Genomic DNA, 17,909 nt, shown 5'->3' on the forward strand with positions numbered 1-17,909 from the left:
GGATTAACTAAAATAATTACTGCAAGGTCAAATGACTTTGCAGTTTTTAAATATTAATTGCATGTTGTAGTTAATTCTATAGGATCTTTAAAAAAATTCATGGCTTTCCATTCTTTTTCATTAAATGCATCTTTTACCTCACGGTTATTAACATCTTTTCCATTTATTACGTAGGTTGTTTTATCTGTATTTAGATTTTCGAGGACCATAGAGGGTTGTTTTCTGTAGTTATCCCAAAACGTTTTCCATTGTTTAGGAGTAAGATTGGTTACTTTGGAAGATCCGAAATTACGATGTTCAATATTATTGTTTTCTTTGATAATTGATTTTATTTCGAAAATATAATTCTCTTCAGAATCCTGAATTTTTAGTATAAGTCCCGGAAGCCCATAGAATTTGTATGGCCCATCCGCAATAGGGATTTCATTGGTGAACCATGCTGTCCATTTTCTCCCGCCAAATTCACAAACTGCTTTCTGAGTTTTATATCCCAGAATTTTTTCTGTAGCATCTGTTTTTATTTTCCATTGTAGAGGACAGGTATATGTTACCGAAAATAATTTTACATATGCTTTTTCTTCTACTGTTATTGTATTATTTGCAGGGTTTTTAATGATCAGAGACCGGAATAAAGAGTTATTATCATCAGATGGAAGGCGCAAAGGTCCTTTGCTATTATTTTTACTGTAATCGCTTATTATTTTTGTTTTTAAAGAATCGGATCTGAAATTGCCATAAGATTCAAAAAAAGAGGGCTGATTTTCATTGGTTATTAACGCACAAAGTTCATTATTAAATGCTGAACTTTTTTTTTCTGATTTCCATTTAAAATCATAAATTATTTTATATGATTGTGCAGTGGAATTAGTAAATACGACTAGGAGAAGCATCAGGATTGGGCGGAATAATTTTGTTTTCATGGTAATAATTAAAATAATATGATGTTAGATTCCATACAATCATTATGGAAGAGAAAAAGAAAAGGTTAAAGCTTAGAACAATTCCTAAATGCATTGAAATGGTAAGCATAAGCCAAATCTTTCTCGTTTTATTTATATTGATAAAGATAGGGTAAAAAAGTTCTATGATAATCACTCCCCACCCTAATAAAATATAAAAAGCAGGATTTTGTATGTAATTTCCAATTTCTACATAACTATAGAGATTAGGCAGATGAACTGCTTTCCATATTGATTCTCCATTCCACCAGTTAAATCCTAAAATTTTATCTAAACCTGAAAAAAAATAGGCGAGGCATAAGTGCATCTGAATTAATCTTTTGCATAGTGTTATTGATTGCCTGCTTTCTGAAAATTTTGGAAATAGTTTTTTTTGAATCGAAAAATAAGAGCTTGATGGGAAGATTACAATATAAAATAATGACATACTTGTGAAAAAATCTACTCCATAAAAGAAAAGATTTCCCGATTTTATAAATGAAATTTGCAGGATAATAAGTATTATCGCACCAATGCGGCTGAAAAATCCTAAAATCACCATGAGACAAAAGAAAATATAGGAAAATTTAAAAAATAATATAGATTCATGGTAATCAAAAAAATTATTTAAAAATAATAAGATGCTTTCCACCGTCACAATATGATAAGCACCATAAATGGTGTGTAATTCTAAAGGAATAATACTGCTGTCAGTATAAAGCAAATCAAAATCGTTCCAGAAAGATAAGAAATGGATGAGTACGATGATTCCTATAGCAACTCTGAAGAAGACTATGAAATCAGAAGAATATGACTTTGAAAAGAAATTGTTAAATGCTTTCATTTTATTTCATCAATTTTTATTAAATGCTCTTCTTTATTGTTTGTCTCGCCCAATTTTGGACATTCATATAAGTAAACCGTAGTTGTAAACTTAGAATTATACTTTTTCTCAAACATATTATTGATTCGTTTAAGAATAATCTTATTGGCTGCAATTTTATCTTCGTTTTTTTTATTTCCGAAATTATTGAAGAATACATCATTGGCGCCGATGAATCTCGTTTTACCTTCATTGGTATTTAATAGGTCTGAAGAATTGTATATGTTATCTGAATTTTCACTGAAAATGACAAAATTACTGGAAACATTAGGGGCAAAAAATCCGTAACCCGTGTCGTAACCTGTATAAGTAAAAATAAAATTTCTAGATATTAAGCTATTATTAATCTTTTCTGCTATTGCGGGTTGTTTAAACTCATAAAATTCGCAGTAACTTGAAATTGTTGTTAGTATTCCTGTAGTAAATACTTTCAGAATAATTATCATAAATACAGCAATTTCTATTTTATTTGGCTTATGAGACATCATTACATTTATTTAACGTTATAATAATTTGATGTTTTAATAAAAATAGACAGGGTACAACATTGCTGCGTACCCTGTCTAAATTTGAAATTATTGATACTTTGCAATGATCTGCTTGATCTGAGCAGTCGTTTGAGCATCATCCGGAAAATCTCTGTACCGTGTTGTGCACTCATTACTCATAGATTGGTAATCACAAACAGACCAGCCTACTAGATGTTGAGCAAGGAAATTTAAATCAGCAGCTCGTACAGCCTGCGTGTTAGTAACAGTTACTGTTTTTCCTGATACTGTTATAACAGGTCCTACTTTTTTGTCGTTTGTTCCTGTGAAGGACATTAGTGAAATTGCTAAAATTCCAGCTGATGCAAAAAGAATTTTTTTCATGGCTTAAAATTTTGAAATTAAAAATTAGTTGATTAACACTATTAGAATTCGTCTTACTGTATTGCGCACTACATCAGATGAATGATAATTATTTTTTAAATCTCCACTGTTGTCCGTCTTTTACAGGAGGATCTGTGGAGATGATTAGGCTTTCCATGCTGTCTTTTTTGGAAGTTTCTGAACTTTTTTTATTATCATACATAATATCTTCTGCGGTTGATTCGAGCATACTGTCATCTTGTCTGCAGGAGCTTAATATTGATATAAAAGTTATTGTTACAATGATTAAAAGTAAATAGTTTTTCATGGTATTGTTGTTTAATTTGTTGGGATATAGGTGGTTATTGTTTTGAAAAGGTATGGCAAATAAAAACACACGGAAAATAACTTTTGTCACTATTTGGGAATTAATACGGACTAATTTGCGAATTAATACAATAAGTTTTCCCTTCTATGCCTTACTGATAAAAGGATTGGAAGATTTATTCTATATGCAGTGATAATTTGTTGATTTTGCTTATTTTTATATTGAAAACTAATATCATTTATGAGTACTAAAAGAATTATATTTCTGGTATTTCTTTTAATATTTTTTAATCTTTTACAGTCTCAGGTAAAAAAAGATGAAAGTTTCGAAAATATTAGAAGTAAATATGAACGCTATGAAGAGAATAATGGTAATGCTTTTTATTATGTTAATCAATACATCAATAAAGCAAAAAGTGAAAAGAATTATTCTAAGCTTGTACAAGGCTACAAAGATGGAGTTTTCTATTCTTCTCAAAATGTAAATAAATTAGCCTACGCAGATAGCACTATTTCGGCAGCTAAATTATCTCGGGACAAGGAACTTATTAGTATGGCTTATCTGGGAAAAGGAATTGTTTTTTATTTTAATTACAGAAAGTATCAACTTGCTCTGAATGAATATCTTCAAGCTTACCAATACTCTAAGAACATAAAGGATGGATATCTTAGGCATAAGATTATTTATCATTTAGGGGTTGTAAAAAGCTATCTCGGATATTATAAAGATGCAATCGTTCATTTCAAAGAATGTGCAGATCACTTTTCTTCCATGATAAAAGAAAAAAGGCTTCACTCTAATGAGATTTTTAATAATAAGAAGGGCTACTTCAATAGTATTCATCAGATGGCAGAGTGTTATCGGAATATTAATGATTATAAAAAAGCTGATTCTCTGGTAAAGATAGGATTGAAAAATACATCAGGAACCGCTGATTATAGCCAGGAAGAAAGTTACTTTTTAAAGTGTAAGGGTATATTGTTTTTTCATACCAAAGAATATAAAAACGCTATAATATATCTAAACCAATCATTGCCCAGAATGCTCAAAAACAATAATTTTTCGTGGATTTCTGTAAATTATTTTTATTTAGGAGTTAGCTATCTTAATCTTAACGAAGAAGAAATGGCAATTAAAAATTTTAAAAAGGTTGACTCTATCTTTCAGAAATATCATTTTATTCATAATGAGATTAGAGAAAACTACAAATTATTAATAAATTATAGCAAAAAATATAAAGATGTAAATCAAGAATTATTGTATACCAAACAACTCTTAAAAGCAGATAGTATTATTGAGAAAGATCTAATTTACTTATCGTCAAAAATTCATAAAGAATATGATGCAAAGCTGCTGAGTGACGAGAAAAATAAGCTTAAAAGAGAGAATTTATGGGGTGTTTTTATTATTTATGGACTTGTTGTGTCGATGATAATTCTCATAATGCTATTGATAATTAAATATAACAGAGAAAAGAATATCCGAAAAAAATATACTTTACTTGAGGAAAGAATCCGTAAAGATTATTCAAAAGACAATAATATTGCAAATGAAACCGATAATCAATATCTTAAGGAAAGAAAACATAAGATTGATGGTGATAAGGTTCATAATATTCTGGAAAAACTTGAAGAATTTGAAGAAAAGAAACAGTTTAATCAAAAAGGGCTTACCATTACAAAACTAGCAACAAAGTTTGGTACTAATGCAAACTACCTCTCGCAGGTCATTAATGAATATAAAGGAACGAATTTTAATAAATATTTGAGCGAACTGAGAATTCATTATATCACAAAACAGATCTATAATAACAAAACATACCTTAATTACACTATTGAAAGCTATGCTGAAGAATGTGGAATTGCATCGAGACAAAATTTTTCTAATTTATTCTATGAAATCAATGGGGTTCGCCCGAAGGATTTTATTAAAAATAGAAAACGTGAACTGGATAATTAATCATTTTCAGGACTTACCTTACTTAAAAAAAGAAAAGTAGCAATCCCAGAAATTATTGACATTGTAATGGATAATATTGCACTGCCGATAAGGTATTGCAGTAGATTATTTTTTACCAGTTCAAAATTCAGATCCTGGCTCAGGATATTGCTGTTTTCGCCGACAAATGGTGCGCCTAAAAACAAAGAAGCGGTAATAATAAAGGGAATAAATGGTGGCAAGCTCACATTCGAAGCTACAAAAGCAAGCACTTTATTCAGCTTAAAAAGTACAGCTAAAGAAATAGTTAAAAGCGTATGAAATCCCCAAAATGGAGAAAACCCTATGAATACACCCAATGCAACGGAAAAAGCTTTTGTGCGGTTACTCCCATCACTTTCCAGAATATCTTCCTGTATGAATTTTTTAAAGCTTTTTTTTTTGAAATTATTCACGAAGTTACGCGGAATAATGTACAGTAAGGTGATCGTTACCAAGATCGTATTAAGAATACTGATTCTGGTAAAATCCTTAAATGGCCTGAAATGAGATACTCTTTCTGCAGGATCATACAGTACTTTTACCGGAACATTTTTTACCGGAATATGCCTCCATGCTGTCCTTACAATGATTTCAATCTCAAACTCAAATTTTGGGGTAAAATATTTTCTGGGTATTTTATGTAAAGGATAAAGTCGGTATCCTGATTGGGTATCATGCAATTTAATTCCGGTTTCAAACCAAAACCAAAAGTTGGAAAAACGATTTCCGAAACTACTTTTCTTAGGAATTCCGTCTTGAGACATATTTCGGTTTCCTATGAGAAGTACATCTTCCTTTTCATGAGATAAAGCTTCTGCAAAAACAGGAATATCATCAGGATAATGCTGCCCGTCCGAATCAATTGTGATGGCGTAGCTGTATCCTAACTTTTCAGCTTCTCTGAAACCTGTTTTCAAAGCATTTCCTTTCCCTCTGTTTTCGGGTAGATGAATTACCTGTATCTGAACATAATCTTTTAAAATAACAGGTGTAGAATCTGTAGAACCATCATTCACAACAACAATATTTTCAGTGTATTCCAGAACACCGTCAATTACTCTTCGCAGCGTTTTTTCATTGTTGTAAGTAGGAATTAAAACGCAGATCTTTTTTTCGGAAATTACATTCTGTACTTCAGCGAATGTCATTATTTTATTTTAAACTGGCTTTTTCAGCTGCTGTCATTGTTTTAGATTGTGCCGCAAATCGTTTTACATAATTTTTTAGCGACCCGCTCTGTTTATTATAATTATTAAGAATGAAATTTTTGTCATCTTTCAGACTTCCGCGATATCCCACGATTTTCGGAATATTTTCCTGAACACTCATTCTGATGACACGAAGTTCTATATTATTCGGATTGCTTTTAACAAGACTTTCAAGATTCGTAGCGCCTGATTTTACCAGCGCTTTTCTGTTTTGTTTGGTGATTTTAGCTTCCATAATTTTGGCAGCTGCTTTATAACCTTGTATTACAGCATCTGAGCCTGATGCTTTGTCAGCAGTATTTATAAATGCTTCCGTATTGGCATTCGACAAATTGGCTTTGGCATAGCTTTCTCTCAAAGATTCGAGACCCGATTGAAAAAAAAGCAGGATAGCAGCTATCAATGAAAAGATAAACTTCATAACGTCAGTTTTTTATAGTTAACTGACATTTTTAATGCAATAGTCTCGCCAAAAGAAGTCGTGTTTTTTACCTTCACATCATCTTCATTCTCAGTAATATCCAGCTGAAGTGTAAGATCCGGTGTTTCAAAAGGATTGATAATCGCCATGAATTTTACATTGGAAGCAGATTTTAAAAATAAATTTAAGCCGGTAAATTCTTCAGAAAGTTCCTTTACGATCTGCATCATGCAAACTCCCGGAGTTACCGGATTGCCAGGGAAATGTCCTTTGAAAATGTCATGATCTTTGTTCAGTGAAATATGTGCCGTAAAGCTGCCGTTTTCCGTCTGTTCGTAAGATTGCAAAGTATAAAAATCTGTAAGAATAGTCTGCATAAAATTATTTTTTCATGTTAAATGTATAATATACTCCGGCCTGAAAAGTCACATTTGAATGGTCATTATAGAAAGTGTAAACCGGGATAAAGCCTTTTTTTACTCTTGCCTCAACTCCAAAATTATTAGTAATGTCAACTCCTATACCCGCCGTAATGCCAAGGTCAACTTCATTAGACGCTTCAAAATTTTTCTGCTCAACAAGGAAATCCATTGTTGGGCCTACATGGATATTAAATTTATTAAAATAAAATTTGTTCACAACTTGAAATCCAATATAAGAGGCGGTAATAGTCTGCCCATTCCAGTTATTGATATTAGTATTAATTTTTGAGCCCTGTCTTGAATAGTTGATTTCCGGCTGCAAAGCATAAAATTTAGCAAAGCGGATATTTCCGAACAACCCAATGTAAAAATCTGTTTTATTTTTAAAATCCATGTTGGCTTCCTCGCTATTTGAATAATCAAAATCGATGTAAGAATACCACTGCGCTTTATTTGTAAAATGTGAGAAATTGGCGCCGGCCCTGATTCCGGGATTAAAAGTTACCTGAGCAAAAGAAAATCCTGAAATAATGAACGCCAGTAAAAATAATGCTTTTTTCATATTAAATTTATTCGTTTTCGGTTATTTGAAATAGTTTTATATTTATTTTAAAGTCTTTATGCTGAAGATCCAAACTGTCTGCGAAGATATGTTTTTTTGCATCAAAAGTAAAATCGATTTTTTCCTTATTGTTTTTCGTGTAAATGATTTGTTTCATCAAACCATTCTCTTTGTTGAAAAACAGATAATACGCCTTTTTATCAATTTTTGATAGATAAATTTTTTGATTTTCGTTTTCAAAACTTTCTGTAACAGGATACTTCTGTCTTAAAAGTTCCTGAAAATCATTCTTTAAAAAATTAATGACAATTTTTTTGTCTAAATCCGGCAAGACATAATTTAACTTAAAATCATTCTCTGAAATTTCAAAATCAATCAATTTGTTCCCAAAATCCGATGTTAATACAACGCGGTGAGCCGATTCATTAATTTTTTTTAATATCAAAATTCCGCTGACATGATTTTTATAAATATCCATCTGACATTTATACACATAATCTTCATTAGATGAAAAATAAAGATTTTCAACGGTCTTTTTTGAATTTAAAACAGGCTTTACACCTTCAAGCTTATAAGATTTGCATGAAATAAGCGATATGAAAATCAGGCTATAAGCTAAATTCTGAAGCAGCAATCGGCGCATTTGTCTTGGTGTTTCTGAAAACAATATTTGTCGTGTCTCCTGAAGCTTCCGTCATATTGACCTGAGAAACCGTTGATTGACTTTTAGGGAAATACAGCTCAATCTGCTTAATGTATTTCAGCAGCTGGGCAGATTTGGGAGTAAATTTTGCAATGTTAAAACTGCCATTTTTAAAATAAGACACAGAGAATTCCGGATCATTAAACATCTGCCCGTTTGAACTTCCGACAATCAGCTTGTTGATTTTCTCAAAAGTTTTACTTTTTGCATCTACCGAAGACTTTTTCCCCTGATCATTAATAAAAATTTTATTATCCTTGAAAACAATGCTGTACTGATACGGTTTTGTATACTTCCAGCTCAACATATTAGGCGTTTTTAAAGACATTTTTCCCTGTGTCACAATACTTTTGTCCAGAAAATCCATTTTCTTGGTTTGGGTAAAATCACTCTGCAAGGTTTTTATTTCTTTGGTTTCCGAAGAAACTTTGGACACAAATGCTTTTGCTTCAGCTCCCGACATTGCCGTGTTTTGAGCAAGGACAAAAGTCGAAATTAATAAAAGAGTGCTTAAAGCTATATTTTTAATCATTGTTTAACGTTTTTAATTTAACCACAAGGATGACAAAGGTTCACAAAGGACACTATGTAAAGAATATTACTAATAATCCTTGTGTTCTTGGTGAAAAATCCTTGTGTACTTAGTGGTTTTCAAATTATCAATTGTAAAAGTTGAGTAATTTTTATCCTTCAAAAATACCAATAAATCTACCAAAACATTGTACGTTTTTTCCGAAGTGTCATGAAATAGAACAATACTTCCTTTTTTTAATCCTTTTGTCACTCTTCTATAGATTTTTTTTTCATCTTCTATAACCGTATCTAATGAACGAACATTCCAGCCTATGCTTTTCTTATGAGTTTTTTTGATGGCTTTTGCAATATTCGGATTGGTAATTCCAAAAGGCGGTCGATATAAGTTAGTTAAATTCCCGATTTTCAACATCACTTCATCACATTTTTCAATCTCTTCAACCATTTTTGAAGTCGATAAAAATCCGGTATTATTGGAATGCGAAAGTGTATGATTACCAATCGTATGTCCTTCTGCAATAATTCTCTGGAAAGTTTCAGGATATTTTTCAATCTGTTTTCCGATGCAGAAAAAGGTAGCTTTTACATTATTTTCTTTTAATAAATCTAAAAATTTCGGAGTAAGCTCAGTCGGGCCATCATCAAAAGTCAAAGCCACTTCCTTAATTTTTGTTCTCTTATGGGTAATGCTGTTGACAAAATATCCTAATCCAATATCAAAAGATCCCCAGATAACGACTGCTGAAAACATCAGAAAACAAAACAGATATACCCAAAATGATCCCTGAAACGCATAAATAAAAACGTTACAGAAAAGATAAAATATGATAAATGGATAATGTTTCATCTTTATTGTTTTTGAATTTGGTTTAAAATATCCAGTTTTCTTTACTTGATGTGTCAGCAGTGTGTTTGTCATTCCGTAGGAATCTCGACACAAACTTTAACGTTGCTTAGATTCCACGCTTCACTTCGTTTCGCTCTGAATGACAAAGACTCTGATAGACTAAGCTTTTCCCAACAAAACCAAACTATGGTCGTTCACTCCAAGATGATTATAAAGCAAAATATTTTTAATTTCCTTTTTCTTCAAATCATTAATCATCATCACTTCCGGAATCTCCTGATTTTTAAGAATATGACAAGCCATAAACGTCGAAAAACCACTCGCCGTATTGAATTCTCCGCTCAAATGCTTGTAGTACAACAAAGCCGAACTTTCAAACAAACCCATTGCTTTTGTATAATAAATATCTGATGTTGCATCTCCGCTGAAACCTAAAATCACAACATCAATATCTTGAGCATACAAATTATTTTTAGCTAAAAAATCTTCAATAAATTGTTCCGTTTCTTCTAAATCTAATTGGCTATTAATCTGAATATCTTTTAATTGAGCGTAAGAATTTTCTGTTTTATCTTTTCCCAAAACAAAAAAACTGGCACCTTCTCCCCAAATGACGCCGTCAGTTGTAGAATTCAGATAATCAACGGGAAGATTTTCTTCTTTTTTAATGGTTTTGTTTAATTTGTACAATTCCATTGTTCGGTCGGTCTGTTCGTCTGTTGAGCCTACCAAAACATTTTCGGCTTCACCATCATTGATCTGCAATTTTGCATCTAAAAATGAAAATTCCAGTGATGAAGAAGTGTTCACATAGGTGAAATTGTACGCGTGACATTGCAGACCTAAAGCAATTTGTCCCGCAACCGTATTATGTGTAGACTGAATAAAAAACGTGGGAGTCAGAAACTCTTCATTGTTATCCAATACATTTTTTAAAAACTTTTCAGAATCCTGGGAACATCCCATTCCAGTTCCTACAATGATTGCGTCAGGATTTTCAATTCCGGCTTCTTTCAAAGCGTATTGTGAAGCTACAGAACTCATTTTTACGGTTTTAGACATTCTTCTGCTGGCTGCAGGTGGAATGAATTCTTTGTAATTGGGTTCGATTGCTTTTAAAACCTGAGATGAATTTTCAGGCTTAAGATTTTGGAAAAAATTTTCGTTTAAAGTGTCCTGAACCGAGATACAGGCTGCACTGTTGATGTAAACTGCACTCATGATTTCGAGAAAATTAAGGTTGAACAATTTCCTCCAAAACCAAACGAATTTGAAAGAACATGGTTAATATTTTTCTCTTTGAGTTCAGTTACAGGTGTTAAATCAAATTCTTCCATTTTTGTTTTAAAATTCAGATTTGGGAAAATAAGATTGTTTTGAATGGCCAATAATGAATATACCGCTTCAATTCCTGCCGCCGCCGCCAAAGTATGTCCTGTAAAAGCTTTCGTAGAACTGAATTCAGGAACTTTATTTTCCCCAAAAATTCGGATCATCGCAATGCCTTCAGACAAATCATTATTTGGTGTTGCAGTCCCATGAACATTAATGTAATCGATGTCTTCTTTATCCAAACCTGAAATTTTCAATGCTTTTTCCATCGCTAAATAAGCACCTTGTCCGTTTTCCGAGGAAGCCGTTTGGTGATGGGCATCATTCGCATTTCCGTATCCTGAAAGGTAACCTAAGACTTTTTTGTTTTCTTTTTTCACGACCTCATCAGATTCCAAAACGATGAAAGCGGCTGCTTCACCCAGATTTAAACCTTTTCTGTCATTGTCGAAAGGGGTGTTGTAAGAATCGGTCAGAATCATCAACGTATTGAAACCATTCAAAGTAAACTTTGAAAGAGAATCTGTTCCTCCAACGATTACACGATCCAGAACGCCGTTTTTAATCAGTTTGGCGCCCATCATAATTGCATTGGCTGCAGAAGAACAAGCCGTACTGATCGTTGAAACCATTCCTTTTAGCCCCAAATAATCAGCAATCAGTAATGATGAATTTCCAGCATCGTGGGCATCAATATATTTTTGCTTTTCAGGAAAATCTTCATAGCTGTAGAAATATTTTTCGGTAACGTCCATTCCGCCAACGCTCGTTGAGGAAATGAGACCTGTTTTATATTCATTAATGTCCGAAATTCCGGCACTTTCTACGGCTTCTTTTGCGGCAACCATTCCCAGCAGAGAAGTTCTTGTCGCATGATTGTCTTCATTTAGCTGAAGTTTTTCAACAAGTTCCTGATTAGACAATTTTATCTCGCCGGTTTTGATGTTTCCGGCATGGCGTGTTTCAAACAGTGTGATGTCTGAAATTCCGTGCTTGCCGGATTTTAGCGAGCTTAAATTTTCCTCCACATTGTTTCCAATGGCGGAAATGATTCCCATTCCTGTTATGGCAATTTTTTGACCCATCTTTTATAATGTATCAATGTATCAATTTAACAGTGTAGCAATATTGATACATTGTTAAATTGGTTTATTTTGTTCTGTTTTCTTCGATAAATTTCGCCATGGTATCAATGGAAGTGAAAATTTCCTTTCCTTTTTTCGGATCGGATAATTTGATGCCATATTCTTTATCCAGAAGAACAATTAATTCCAAAGCGTCGATAGAATCAAGTCCAAGACCTCCTCCGAATAACGGATCGGTATCTTTGATTTCTTCTACTGCAACGTCTTCTAAATTAAGAACTTCAATGATTTTGTGTTTTAATTCTTCTCTTAAGTTTTCCATATTTTTAAAATTTACCAATGTATCAATGTGCCAGTTTACCAATTAATTACTACTGAATATCATTGTTACATTGTTATACTGTTATATTGTTAAATTATGCAGTCAGCAAATATACAAAAGCTTTATAACTTTCCTGATAGAGTTCCACCCAGCCACATAATACTTTATCAGCCTTTCCTGACTGCAAAATCTGTTCCGAGTAGTTATTTAAAAATTCTTCGTCAAATTCATCCAGTACAAAAAAGGCATTTTCGGTTTGCATCCTGTGTCTGATGCTGATTTCTCCTACGCAGATATTCGGAAGTGTGTAGACAAAAACGGCAGGACTCGGAAAATAGTTTTCCTGAGAATTGATGCTTTCCTGATATTTAAAATCAGTGTCTAAACTTGATGATCTGTTGGCAAAAACCAAAGCTGTGCTGCTGTGATCTTCACCTTTTAAAATCATTTCAGAAGCAAGAAAAGCGAGTTTGCTTAAGTTATCCATTTTATGAAATTTAGGATAATTTAATTCTAAGCTTTTGTAAGCTTCTTTCGCAAAATCTGAAAAATTTTTACTTGAGGATTCAAAAATAGTTTCGTTATTGAGAATGATTTTTGAATGTTCTATCGTGCAAATGTCTGTTTTCTTCATGAATAAAGTTTAAGGCTTTTTTGTCGGGTTTTGATGCGTGTTGAAAACAGATAGTACAACGATTTTGTTATCAATAATATCAAAAATTATGAGGTAAGGAAATTTTTGTACAAATACTTCTCTATAATTTCTTTTAATTTCGAAATGTTTAGGGTTGCTTTTAATTCTAAGAAAGTATTTGTCTAATTGTTTCATGAATTTTTCGCCCAAGCCTGTTTGCGCATTTTCATAATAAATATAAGCTTCCAGAATTTCTAAACTGGCTTCTTCTTGTACAATTAATTCATAAATCATTTCAAGGCAGATTTAGCTTTTTCTTTGACTTCTTCCCAAGTATAAGATTTGCTTTCACCATTTATATATTTTTCTCTTCTTTCATTTACTACATCATAATGCGAACTTGGAACAGAATAATTATCATCCTCTTCTTCCGCATCAATAATGCTATTGATGATTCTTAAAATTCTTTCATCCGCAATATCAATGAATTCATGAATTCTTTTTCTAATGTCTACTGTAGATTCCATTTCCTAAACTTTAATTTTATAAAATTACAAAATTATTTTCAGCATCTTTCCAAAACGATTGCCGCATTACATCCACCAAAACCTGAAGCTGTTTTCAAAATATATTTGATTTCTGCAGGTTGGTTTGCTTTAATGATATTCAAAGGTTGGGAAGTGCCCGTTTCTTCAAAGTTTTTAGATGAAATTAATGTATTGTTTAAAGCAGATTCCATTGAAATAATGCTTTCCAGTAGTCCTGAAGCACCTAAACAATGTCCGTAATACGCTTTCAGGCTGTTCAAAGGAACGTTTTGCAAATCCATTCGGTTGAAAGCGATGGCTTCCATTTCGTCGTTGTATATCGTTGCTGTTCCGTGCGCAGAAATAAAATCAATTTTTTCTGTCGGAATTTGGGCTTCTGTCATTGCATTTTTAATACTTGCAAACAGTCCGTCACCCGTTCTGGAAGGTCCGGAAATATGATTGGCATCGTTAATGGCAGAATCTCCTAAAACTTTAAAACTAAATTTTTCGTTTTGTGAGGTTCTTCCTTCGTCAGAATGACAGTCTGTTATATAAACGGCAGCGGCAGCTTCACCAATATTGATCCCGTCACGGTTTTTGTCGTAAGGTTTGCAAATCTCTGTTCCGATGGCTTGAAAAGAATTAAAACCTGAAATCACAAATTCCGAAATTTCGTCTCCGGCAATGACAAAAGCATCTTTATATTTTCCTGTCTGAATCATATTCTTTGCCACAGCAATGGCCATTACTCCCGAAACACAGGCATTGGAAACAACAACCGGTTTTGTTTTGAATCCGAAAAAATCATCAATTTTTTGAGCTAAACCCGAAAGAAAAACGCCTTCCGGTAAAGTTTCCTGATTTTTTAATAAGCCGATATTTCCTTTTGTGGTTGATAAAATAAAAGCAGTTTTATCTGAAATCTGATGTTTCTCAACCAAAGGTTTTAAGCTTAATAAAAGCATTTTTTCCAGCCTTGTGAATTCAACATTGTCATTTTGAGCGGAGTCGAAGAATTTATTGAATTCAACTTCTAATTTCTCAGAATCAATCATCGAAGCATAAAAAGACTCCTGATTTTCTATGATTTTATGTAAAGCAACACCGGATTTTCCTTCCAAAAGAGCATTCCAGTTTGAAGAAACATCAAAACCTAAAGGTGTGATGCAGTTGTAATCTGTGATGTAAACTTCCTTTTTCATTACAACCCCATTTTATCTTTCCAGGCCTGAAAAAATTCAGGATTATATAAGCATAAATTATTATCTGAATCTAAAAAAACCTGAATCGTTTCTCCTGAACAGACCAATTTATTTTCTTCGTTAAAAAGCTCGTATCTGTAAATTAATTTCGCTGAAGTTGAATTTACAAAAGTGGTTACAATTTTAAATGTTTCCCCGTATTTTAAAGGCAGAAAATGTTCACATGTACTTTTTACAATCGGTGTAACATAACCTGCTTTCTGAATATCAAGATACGTCAAACCATGTTGTCTTCCGAAGGCTTCCCTTCCGTCCTCGAAATACACAATGTAATGTCCATGCCATACAATTCCCAACGGATCGGTTTCGTTGAACCTTACACGAACTTTTTCTGTACAAGTTAAATTTTTTTTAGACTGCATTTTGTTTCTTTTTTTACGACAAAGGGCACAAAGGTTTTCACAAGGTTCACAAAATAAATTTTCACATTTTTTGTTTGTATTTTTGTGTTAAACACTTGTGTTCTTTGCGGTTAATAAATCTCTAAGTTCACAAAGTTATACACAATGTTCACAATGGTTATTCTAAATTTTATATCGTCCCATTGATTAATCTTTTAACACCATTTTTAAATAAAACTGAATTAAAATTAATCAATAAACCCAATTTGCAATTGCTTAATTTTAAATACGTTAAAACTTGAGCAATATGAATTTCATTTAATGATTCTACGGATTTTATTTCAACAACAACTTTCCTTTCAACCAATAAGTCAATCCTATAGCCAATGTCAAGTTTTATATCATCATAAATTAATGGCATTGGTTTCTGTTTTTCTATTAGTAATCCGGATTTCTGTAACTCATAGTACAGACATTCTTCGTATGCGCTTTCTAAAAGTCCAGCTCCAAGTTGGCGATGAACTTTTAATCCTGCATCAAAGATAACTTTTGAAATCTCATTTTCATTCATATCATTTTGTGTTTTTTAGATTTTTATTTAACCACAAGGGACACAAAGTATTTCACGAAGAACACAAAAGTTTCTCTAAGGTTTCAAATAGTTTATTTATTTGTGCTTTTTGTGAAAAATCTTAGTGACCTTTGTGGTTAAATTTAAACCGCATTTTGTTTTCTTTCGTAAAATAAAGCAATGGCGACCATGGCTACATAAAATAAAAATAAGAAAGTAATTTCTTTTGCAATTCCGCCAATTCCGCTGTTCCTTAAAATAATATCGTAATACGCATTTAAGCCCCAGTTCATAGGAGAGAATTTGGCAATGGTCTGCATAAATTCAGGCATTAAAAATACCGGAACCCAGATTCCGCCGACGGCTGCCAAAACCACTACGGAAGTTGCTCCGAATGGTGCAGATTGTTCCTGTGTGTCGGCTACTGTTCCCAACAAAACACCAAAACCTATTGCTGCCAATCCTGCAAAAATAGTCACAATGATCATTTGGAACATCTTTCCGGTCACGTCAAACTGTGGTAAATCCATATATGGGAAAAGATAAATTCCTACGGCGACCATCAGTAAAAACTGAATAACGCAGATGATAAGGTACGTAAATGTTTTTCCTAAAATATGAATGAAATAAGGAGTAGGGCTGATTCTCGCTCTTACGCTTGTTCCCTGACTTTTTTCTTTCACTAAATTAATCGATAAAGGCACGACAATAAAGAAAATCGCAAACAAAGCCCAAGCCGGAACATTATGCTGAACGGAATTCGGAATAACTTCCATAGCTCCTTTCTTTGGCGTGATTTCTTTAAAGCTGATTAAATTTTTATTTTCTTCAAGATTTTCTGTTGTTCCCAGCTGATCCTGAAATGCTTTGTAAATCTTTTTATTCTCAATTTCAAAAACCATTTTATTCACCGCATTCATCACATTGTTTTTGAATCCAATGTTAGTGGCCGGATCAAAATAAAGGTGAATATCCTGAGCTTTTATAACGTTTTTCTTAACGGCTGAAGAATCCGTTTCCAAACCAAATGAACTGACAATGGTCTGTACTTTTGAATCTATGTTTGAATTGATGTCCTTCGTTAAATTTTTCGGGATAACAATGGCCATCTGATAATCTCCTCCAAAAACGGCGTCCTGAGCTGATTTCTCGGTGAAATTGGTTAAAAGTTCAAAGCTTTTACTGCGCTCGAGTTCCTGTTTTATATTTTTTGAAACCTCGGATTTATCATTATCAATAAAAATAATCGGAATTTTTGAGCCTTCCAGATTTTTGAAAGTAGAATCCTGAATTAAAGTAATCGTGATAATTAACAATAAAGGCATCACGAAAATGATGACGATCCCTCCGATATCTCTTTTCAGCAAAAGGATTTCCTTAACAAAGCTTCGCCACAATTTATACAACAACATCTCTTAATTCTTTTCCGGTTAATGAAATAAAAACATCTTCAAGATTTTCCGCATTGGAAACTCTGTTCACCAGCTCTTCCGGCGTTCCTACGGCATGAATTTTTCCGTGATCAATGATCGCAATTTTTGTACAGAATTCCTCTGCTTCCGAAAGATGATGGGAGGTGTAAATAATGCAGGTCCCTTTTTTGTTTAAATCTAAAAGATGATCAATAATGGTTTTTTTAGACTGAACATCGACGCCAACCGTAGGCTCATCCAGAAAAAGAACTTTTGGGTTGTGAAGTGTTCCGGCAATCAGATTGCAGCGGCGTTTCATCCCTCCTGAAAACTGTTCTACTTTTTTGTCAGCAAATTTTGATAACCCCATTATTTCTAAAGATTCATCAATCGCGTTCTTTAATTTTTTATGGCTTAAACCATACAGACTTCCGAAAAACATTAAATTTTCTTTAGCGGTCAAAGTTGGGTATAAAGCATATTCCTGCGGAACGATTCCGATGATCTGCCTTAATTTAAAACCGTTTTTCTGGGGTGTCAGTCCATCAATTTTAAATTGCCCCGACGTTGGTTTTATTAAGCCGGAAAGCATGGAAATCAACGTTGTTTTTCCGGCTCCGTTTGGTCCCAGAATTCCGTAGATTTCATTTTTATTGATGTTTAAAGAAATATCATTTACAGAAAAATCTTCTGCATTTTTGTATTTTTTATATAGATTTTTTATTTCTATGAAATGTTCCACG

General features: G+C 32.9%; 24 protein-coding genes. 1 reads left to right on the plus strand and 23 read right to left on the minus strand.

The genetic code is table 11. The features are described from left to right. Positions 1-53: 53 nt before the first annotated feature. The 5 genes from AC3WV0_RS14735 to AC3WV0_RS14755 form a co-directional block, all read right to left on the minus strand. Positions 54-920: a GLPGLI family protein gene (locus tag AC3WV0_RS14735; RefSeq protein WP_488846853.1), complete on the minus strand. Its 867-nt coding sequence runs from the start codon at positions 918-920 to the stop codon at positions 54-56. Further along, positions 865-1,662, minus strand: a complete 798-nt coding sequence (locus AC3WV0_RS14740) for an HTTM domain-containing protein (RefSeq protein ID WP_488846854.1) — start codon at positions 1,660-1,662, stop codon at positions 865-867. Before AC3WV0_RS14740 ends, AC3WV0_RS14735 begins: the two co-directional genes overlap by 56 nt. Positions 1,663-1,778: 116 nt before the next feature. After that, entirely contained in the window at positions 1,779-2,309 is a 531-nt protein-coding gene (locus AC3WV0_RS14745) for a hypothetical protein (protein ID WP_488846855.1), read from the minus strand. 87 nt (positions 2,310-2,396) lie between these two features. Beyond that, entirely contained in the window at positions 2,397-2,693 is a 297-nt protein-coding gene (locus AC3WV0_RS14750; RefSeq protein WP_488846856.1) for a hypothetical protein, read from the minus strand. Between the two features lie 88 nt (positions 2,694-2,781). After that, positions 2,782-3,000, minus strand: a complete 219-nt coding sequence (locus AC3WV0_RS14755) for a hypothetical protein (protein ID WP_488846857.1) — start codon at positions 2,998-3,000, stop codon at positions 2,782-2,784. A 240-nt stretch (positions 3,001-3,240) separates the two neighbouring features. Here AC3WV0_RS14755 and AC3WV0_RS14760 point away from each other — a divergent pair, with 240 nt between their 5' ends. Continuing rightward, entirely contained in the window at positions 3,241-4,959 is a 1,719-nt protein-coding gene (locus AC3WV0_RS14760) for a helix-turn-helix domain-containing protein (protein WP_488846858.1), read from the plus strand. On the opposite strand, the gene AC3WV0_RS14765 is transcribed toward AC3WV0_RS14760, so the two are convergent. The 18 genes from AC3WV0_RS14765 to AC3WV0_RS14850 all read right to left on the minus strand — a co-directional run bounded on the left by AC3WV0_RS14765 (position 4,956) and on the right by AC3WV0_RS14850 (position 17,908). Further along, the gene (locus tag AC3WV0_RS14765) at positions 4,956-6,128 is read right to left on the minus strand and encodes a DUF2062 domain-containing protein (RefSeq protein WP_488846859.1); all 1,173 of its coding nucleotides are present in this window, start codon (positions 6,126-6,128) and stop codon (positions 4,956-4,958) included. The two genes, AC3WV0_RS14760 and AC3WV0_RS14765, sit on opposite strands and share 4 nt — an antisense overlap. Positions 6,129-6,132: 4 nt before the next feature. Next, positions 6,133-6,609 (minus strand): hypothetical protein, encoded by a 477-nt coding sequence (locus AC3WV0_RS14770; protein WP_488846860.1) that lies wholly within the window; start codon positions 6,607-6,609, stop codon positions 6,133-6,135. Next, on the minus strand, positions 6,606-6,986 hold the full coding sequence (locus AC3WV0_RS14775) for an ApeI family dehydratase (RefSeq protein WP_488846861.1): 381 nt from the start codon (positions 6,984-6,986) through the stop codon (positions 6,606-6,608). The genes AC3WV0_RS14770 and AC3WV0_RS14775 overlap by 4 nt, the downstream gene beginning before the upstream one ends. Positions 6,987-6,990: 4 nt before the next feature. Then, positions 6,991-7,593 (minus strand): porin family protein, encoded by a 603-nt coding sequence (locus tag AC3WV0_RS14780; protein ID WP_488846862.1) that lies wholly within the window; start codon positions 7,591-7,593, stop codon positions 6,991-6,993. Between the two features lie 7 nt (positions 7,594-7,600). Next, positions 7,601-8,236: a flexirubin biosynthesis protein LolB2 gene (gene lolB2, locus AC3WV0_RS14785; RefSeq protein ID WP_488846863.1), complete on the minus strand. Its 636-nt coding sequence runs from the start codon at positions 8,234-8,236 to the stop codon at positions 7,601-7,603. Continuing rightward, positions 8,202-8,828: a flexirubin biosynthesis/transport protein LolA2 gene (gene lolA2, locus AC3WV0_RS14790; protein WP_488846864.1), complete on the minus strand. Its 627-nt coding sequence runs from the start codon at positions 8,826-8,828 to the stop codon at positions 8,202-8,204. Before lolA2 ends, lolB2 begins: the two co-directional genes overlap by 35 nt. 69 nt (positions 8,829-8,897) lie before the next feature. Further along, on the minus strand, positions 8,898-9,677 hold the full coding sequence (locus AC3WV0_RS14795; protein ID WP_488846865.1) for a polysaccharide deacetylase family protein: 780 nt from the start codon (positions 9,675-9,677) through the stop codon (positions 8,898-8,900). Positions 9,678-9,836: 159 nt separating this feature from the next. Beyond that, on the minus strand, positions 9,837-10,898 hold the full coding sequence (locus AC3WV0_RS14800; protein ID WP_488846866.1) for a beta-ketoacyl synthase N-terminal-like domain-containing protein: 1,062 nt from the start codon (positions 10,896-10,898) through the stop codon (positions 9,837-9,839). Continuing rightward, positions 10,895-12,094, minus strand: a complete 1,200-nt coding sequence (locus tag AC3WV0_RS14805; protein ID WP_488846867.1) for a beta-ketoacyl-[acyl-carrier-protein] synthase family protein — start codon at positions 12,092-12,094, stop codon at positions 10,895-10,897. The genes AC3WV0_RS14800 and AC3WV0_RS14805 overlap by 4 nt, the downstream gene beginning before the upstream one ends. A gap of 64 nt (positions 12,095-12,158) precedes the next feature. Continuing rightward, positions 12,159-12,416 (minus strand): phosphopantetheine-binding protein, encoded by a 258-nt coding sequence (locus AC3WV0_RS14810; protein WP_089858199.1) that lies wholly within the window; start codon positions 12,414-12,416, stop codon positions 12,159-12,161. A 94-nt stretch (positions 12,417-12,510) separates the two neighbouring features. Next, positions 12,511-13,050 (minus strand): 3-oxoacyl-ACP synthase, encoded by a 540-nt coding sequence (locus AC3WV0_RS14815; protein ID WP_488846868.1) that lies wholly within the window; start codon positions 13,048-13,050, stop codon positions 12,511-12,513. Positions 13,051-13,059: 9 nt separating this feature from the next. Further along, on the minus strand, positions 13,060-13,344 hold the full coding sequence (locus AC3WV0_RS14820) for a type II toxin-antitoxin system RelE/ParE family toxin (protein WP_488846869.1): 285 nt from the start codon (positions 13,342-13,344) through the stop codon (positions 13,060-13,062). After that, on the minus strand, positions 13,341-13,577 hold the full coding sequence (locus AC3WV0_RS14825; protein ID WP_312902126.1) for an addiction module protein: 237 nt from the start codon (positions 13,575-13,577) through the stop codon (positions 13,341-13,343). The genes AC3WV0_RS14820 and AC3WV0_RS14825 overlap by 4 nt, the downstream gene beginning before the upstream one ends. Before the next feature lie 38 nt (positions 13,578-13,615). After that, complete coding sequence (locus AC3WV0_RS14830) at positions 13,616-14,782, minus strand: beta-ketoacyl synthase N-terminal-like domain-containing protein (RefSeq protein WP_488846870.1); 1,167 nt, start codon at positions 14,780-14,782, stop codon at positions 13,616-13,618. Continuing rightward, the gene (locus AC3WV0_RS14835) at positions 14,782-15,204 is read right to left on the minus strand and encodes an acyl-CoA thioesterase (protein ID WP_488846871.1); all 423 of its coding nucleotides are present in this window, start codon (positions 15,202-15,204) and stop codon (positions 14,782-14,784) included. Before AC3WV0_RS14835 ends, AC3WV0_RS14830 begins: the two co-directional genes overlap by 1 nt. Positions 15,205-15,373: 169 nt before the next feature. Further along, positions 15,374-15,754 carry a GxxExxY protein gene (locus tag AC3WV0_RS14840; protein WP_488846872.1) on the minus strand — a complete coding sequence of 127 codons (381 nt, stop codon included), beginning with the start codon at positions 15,752-15,754 and terminating at the stop codon, positions 15,374-15,376. A gap of 143 nt (positions 15,755-15,897) precedes the next feature. After that, positions 15,898-17,166: an ABC transporter permease gene (locus AC3WV0_RS14845; protein WP_488846874.1), complete on the minus strand. Its 1,269-nt coding sequence runs from the start codon at positions 17,164-17,166 to the stop codon at positions 15,898-15,900. After that, entirely contained in the window at positions 17,153-17,908 is a 756-nt protein-coding gene (locus AC3WV0_RS14850; RefSeq protein ID WP_488846875.1) for an ABC transporter ATP-binding protein, read from the minus strand. Before AC3WV0_RS14850 ends, AC3WV0_RS14845 begins: the two co-directional genes overlap by 14 nt. Between the last annotated feature and the right edge of the window lies 1 nt (position 17,909).

It is taken from the genome of Chryseobacterium sp. 27AL, from assembly GCF_057815395.1.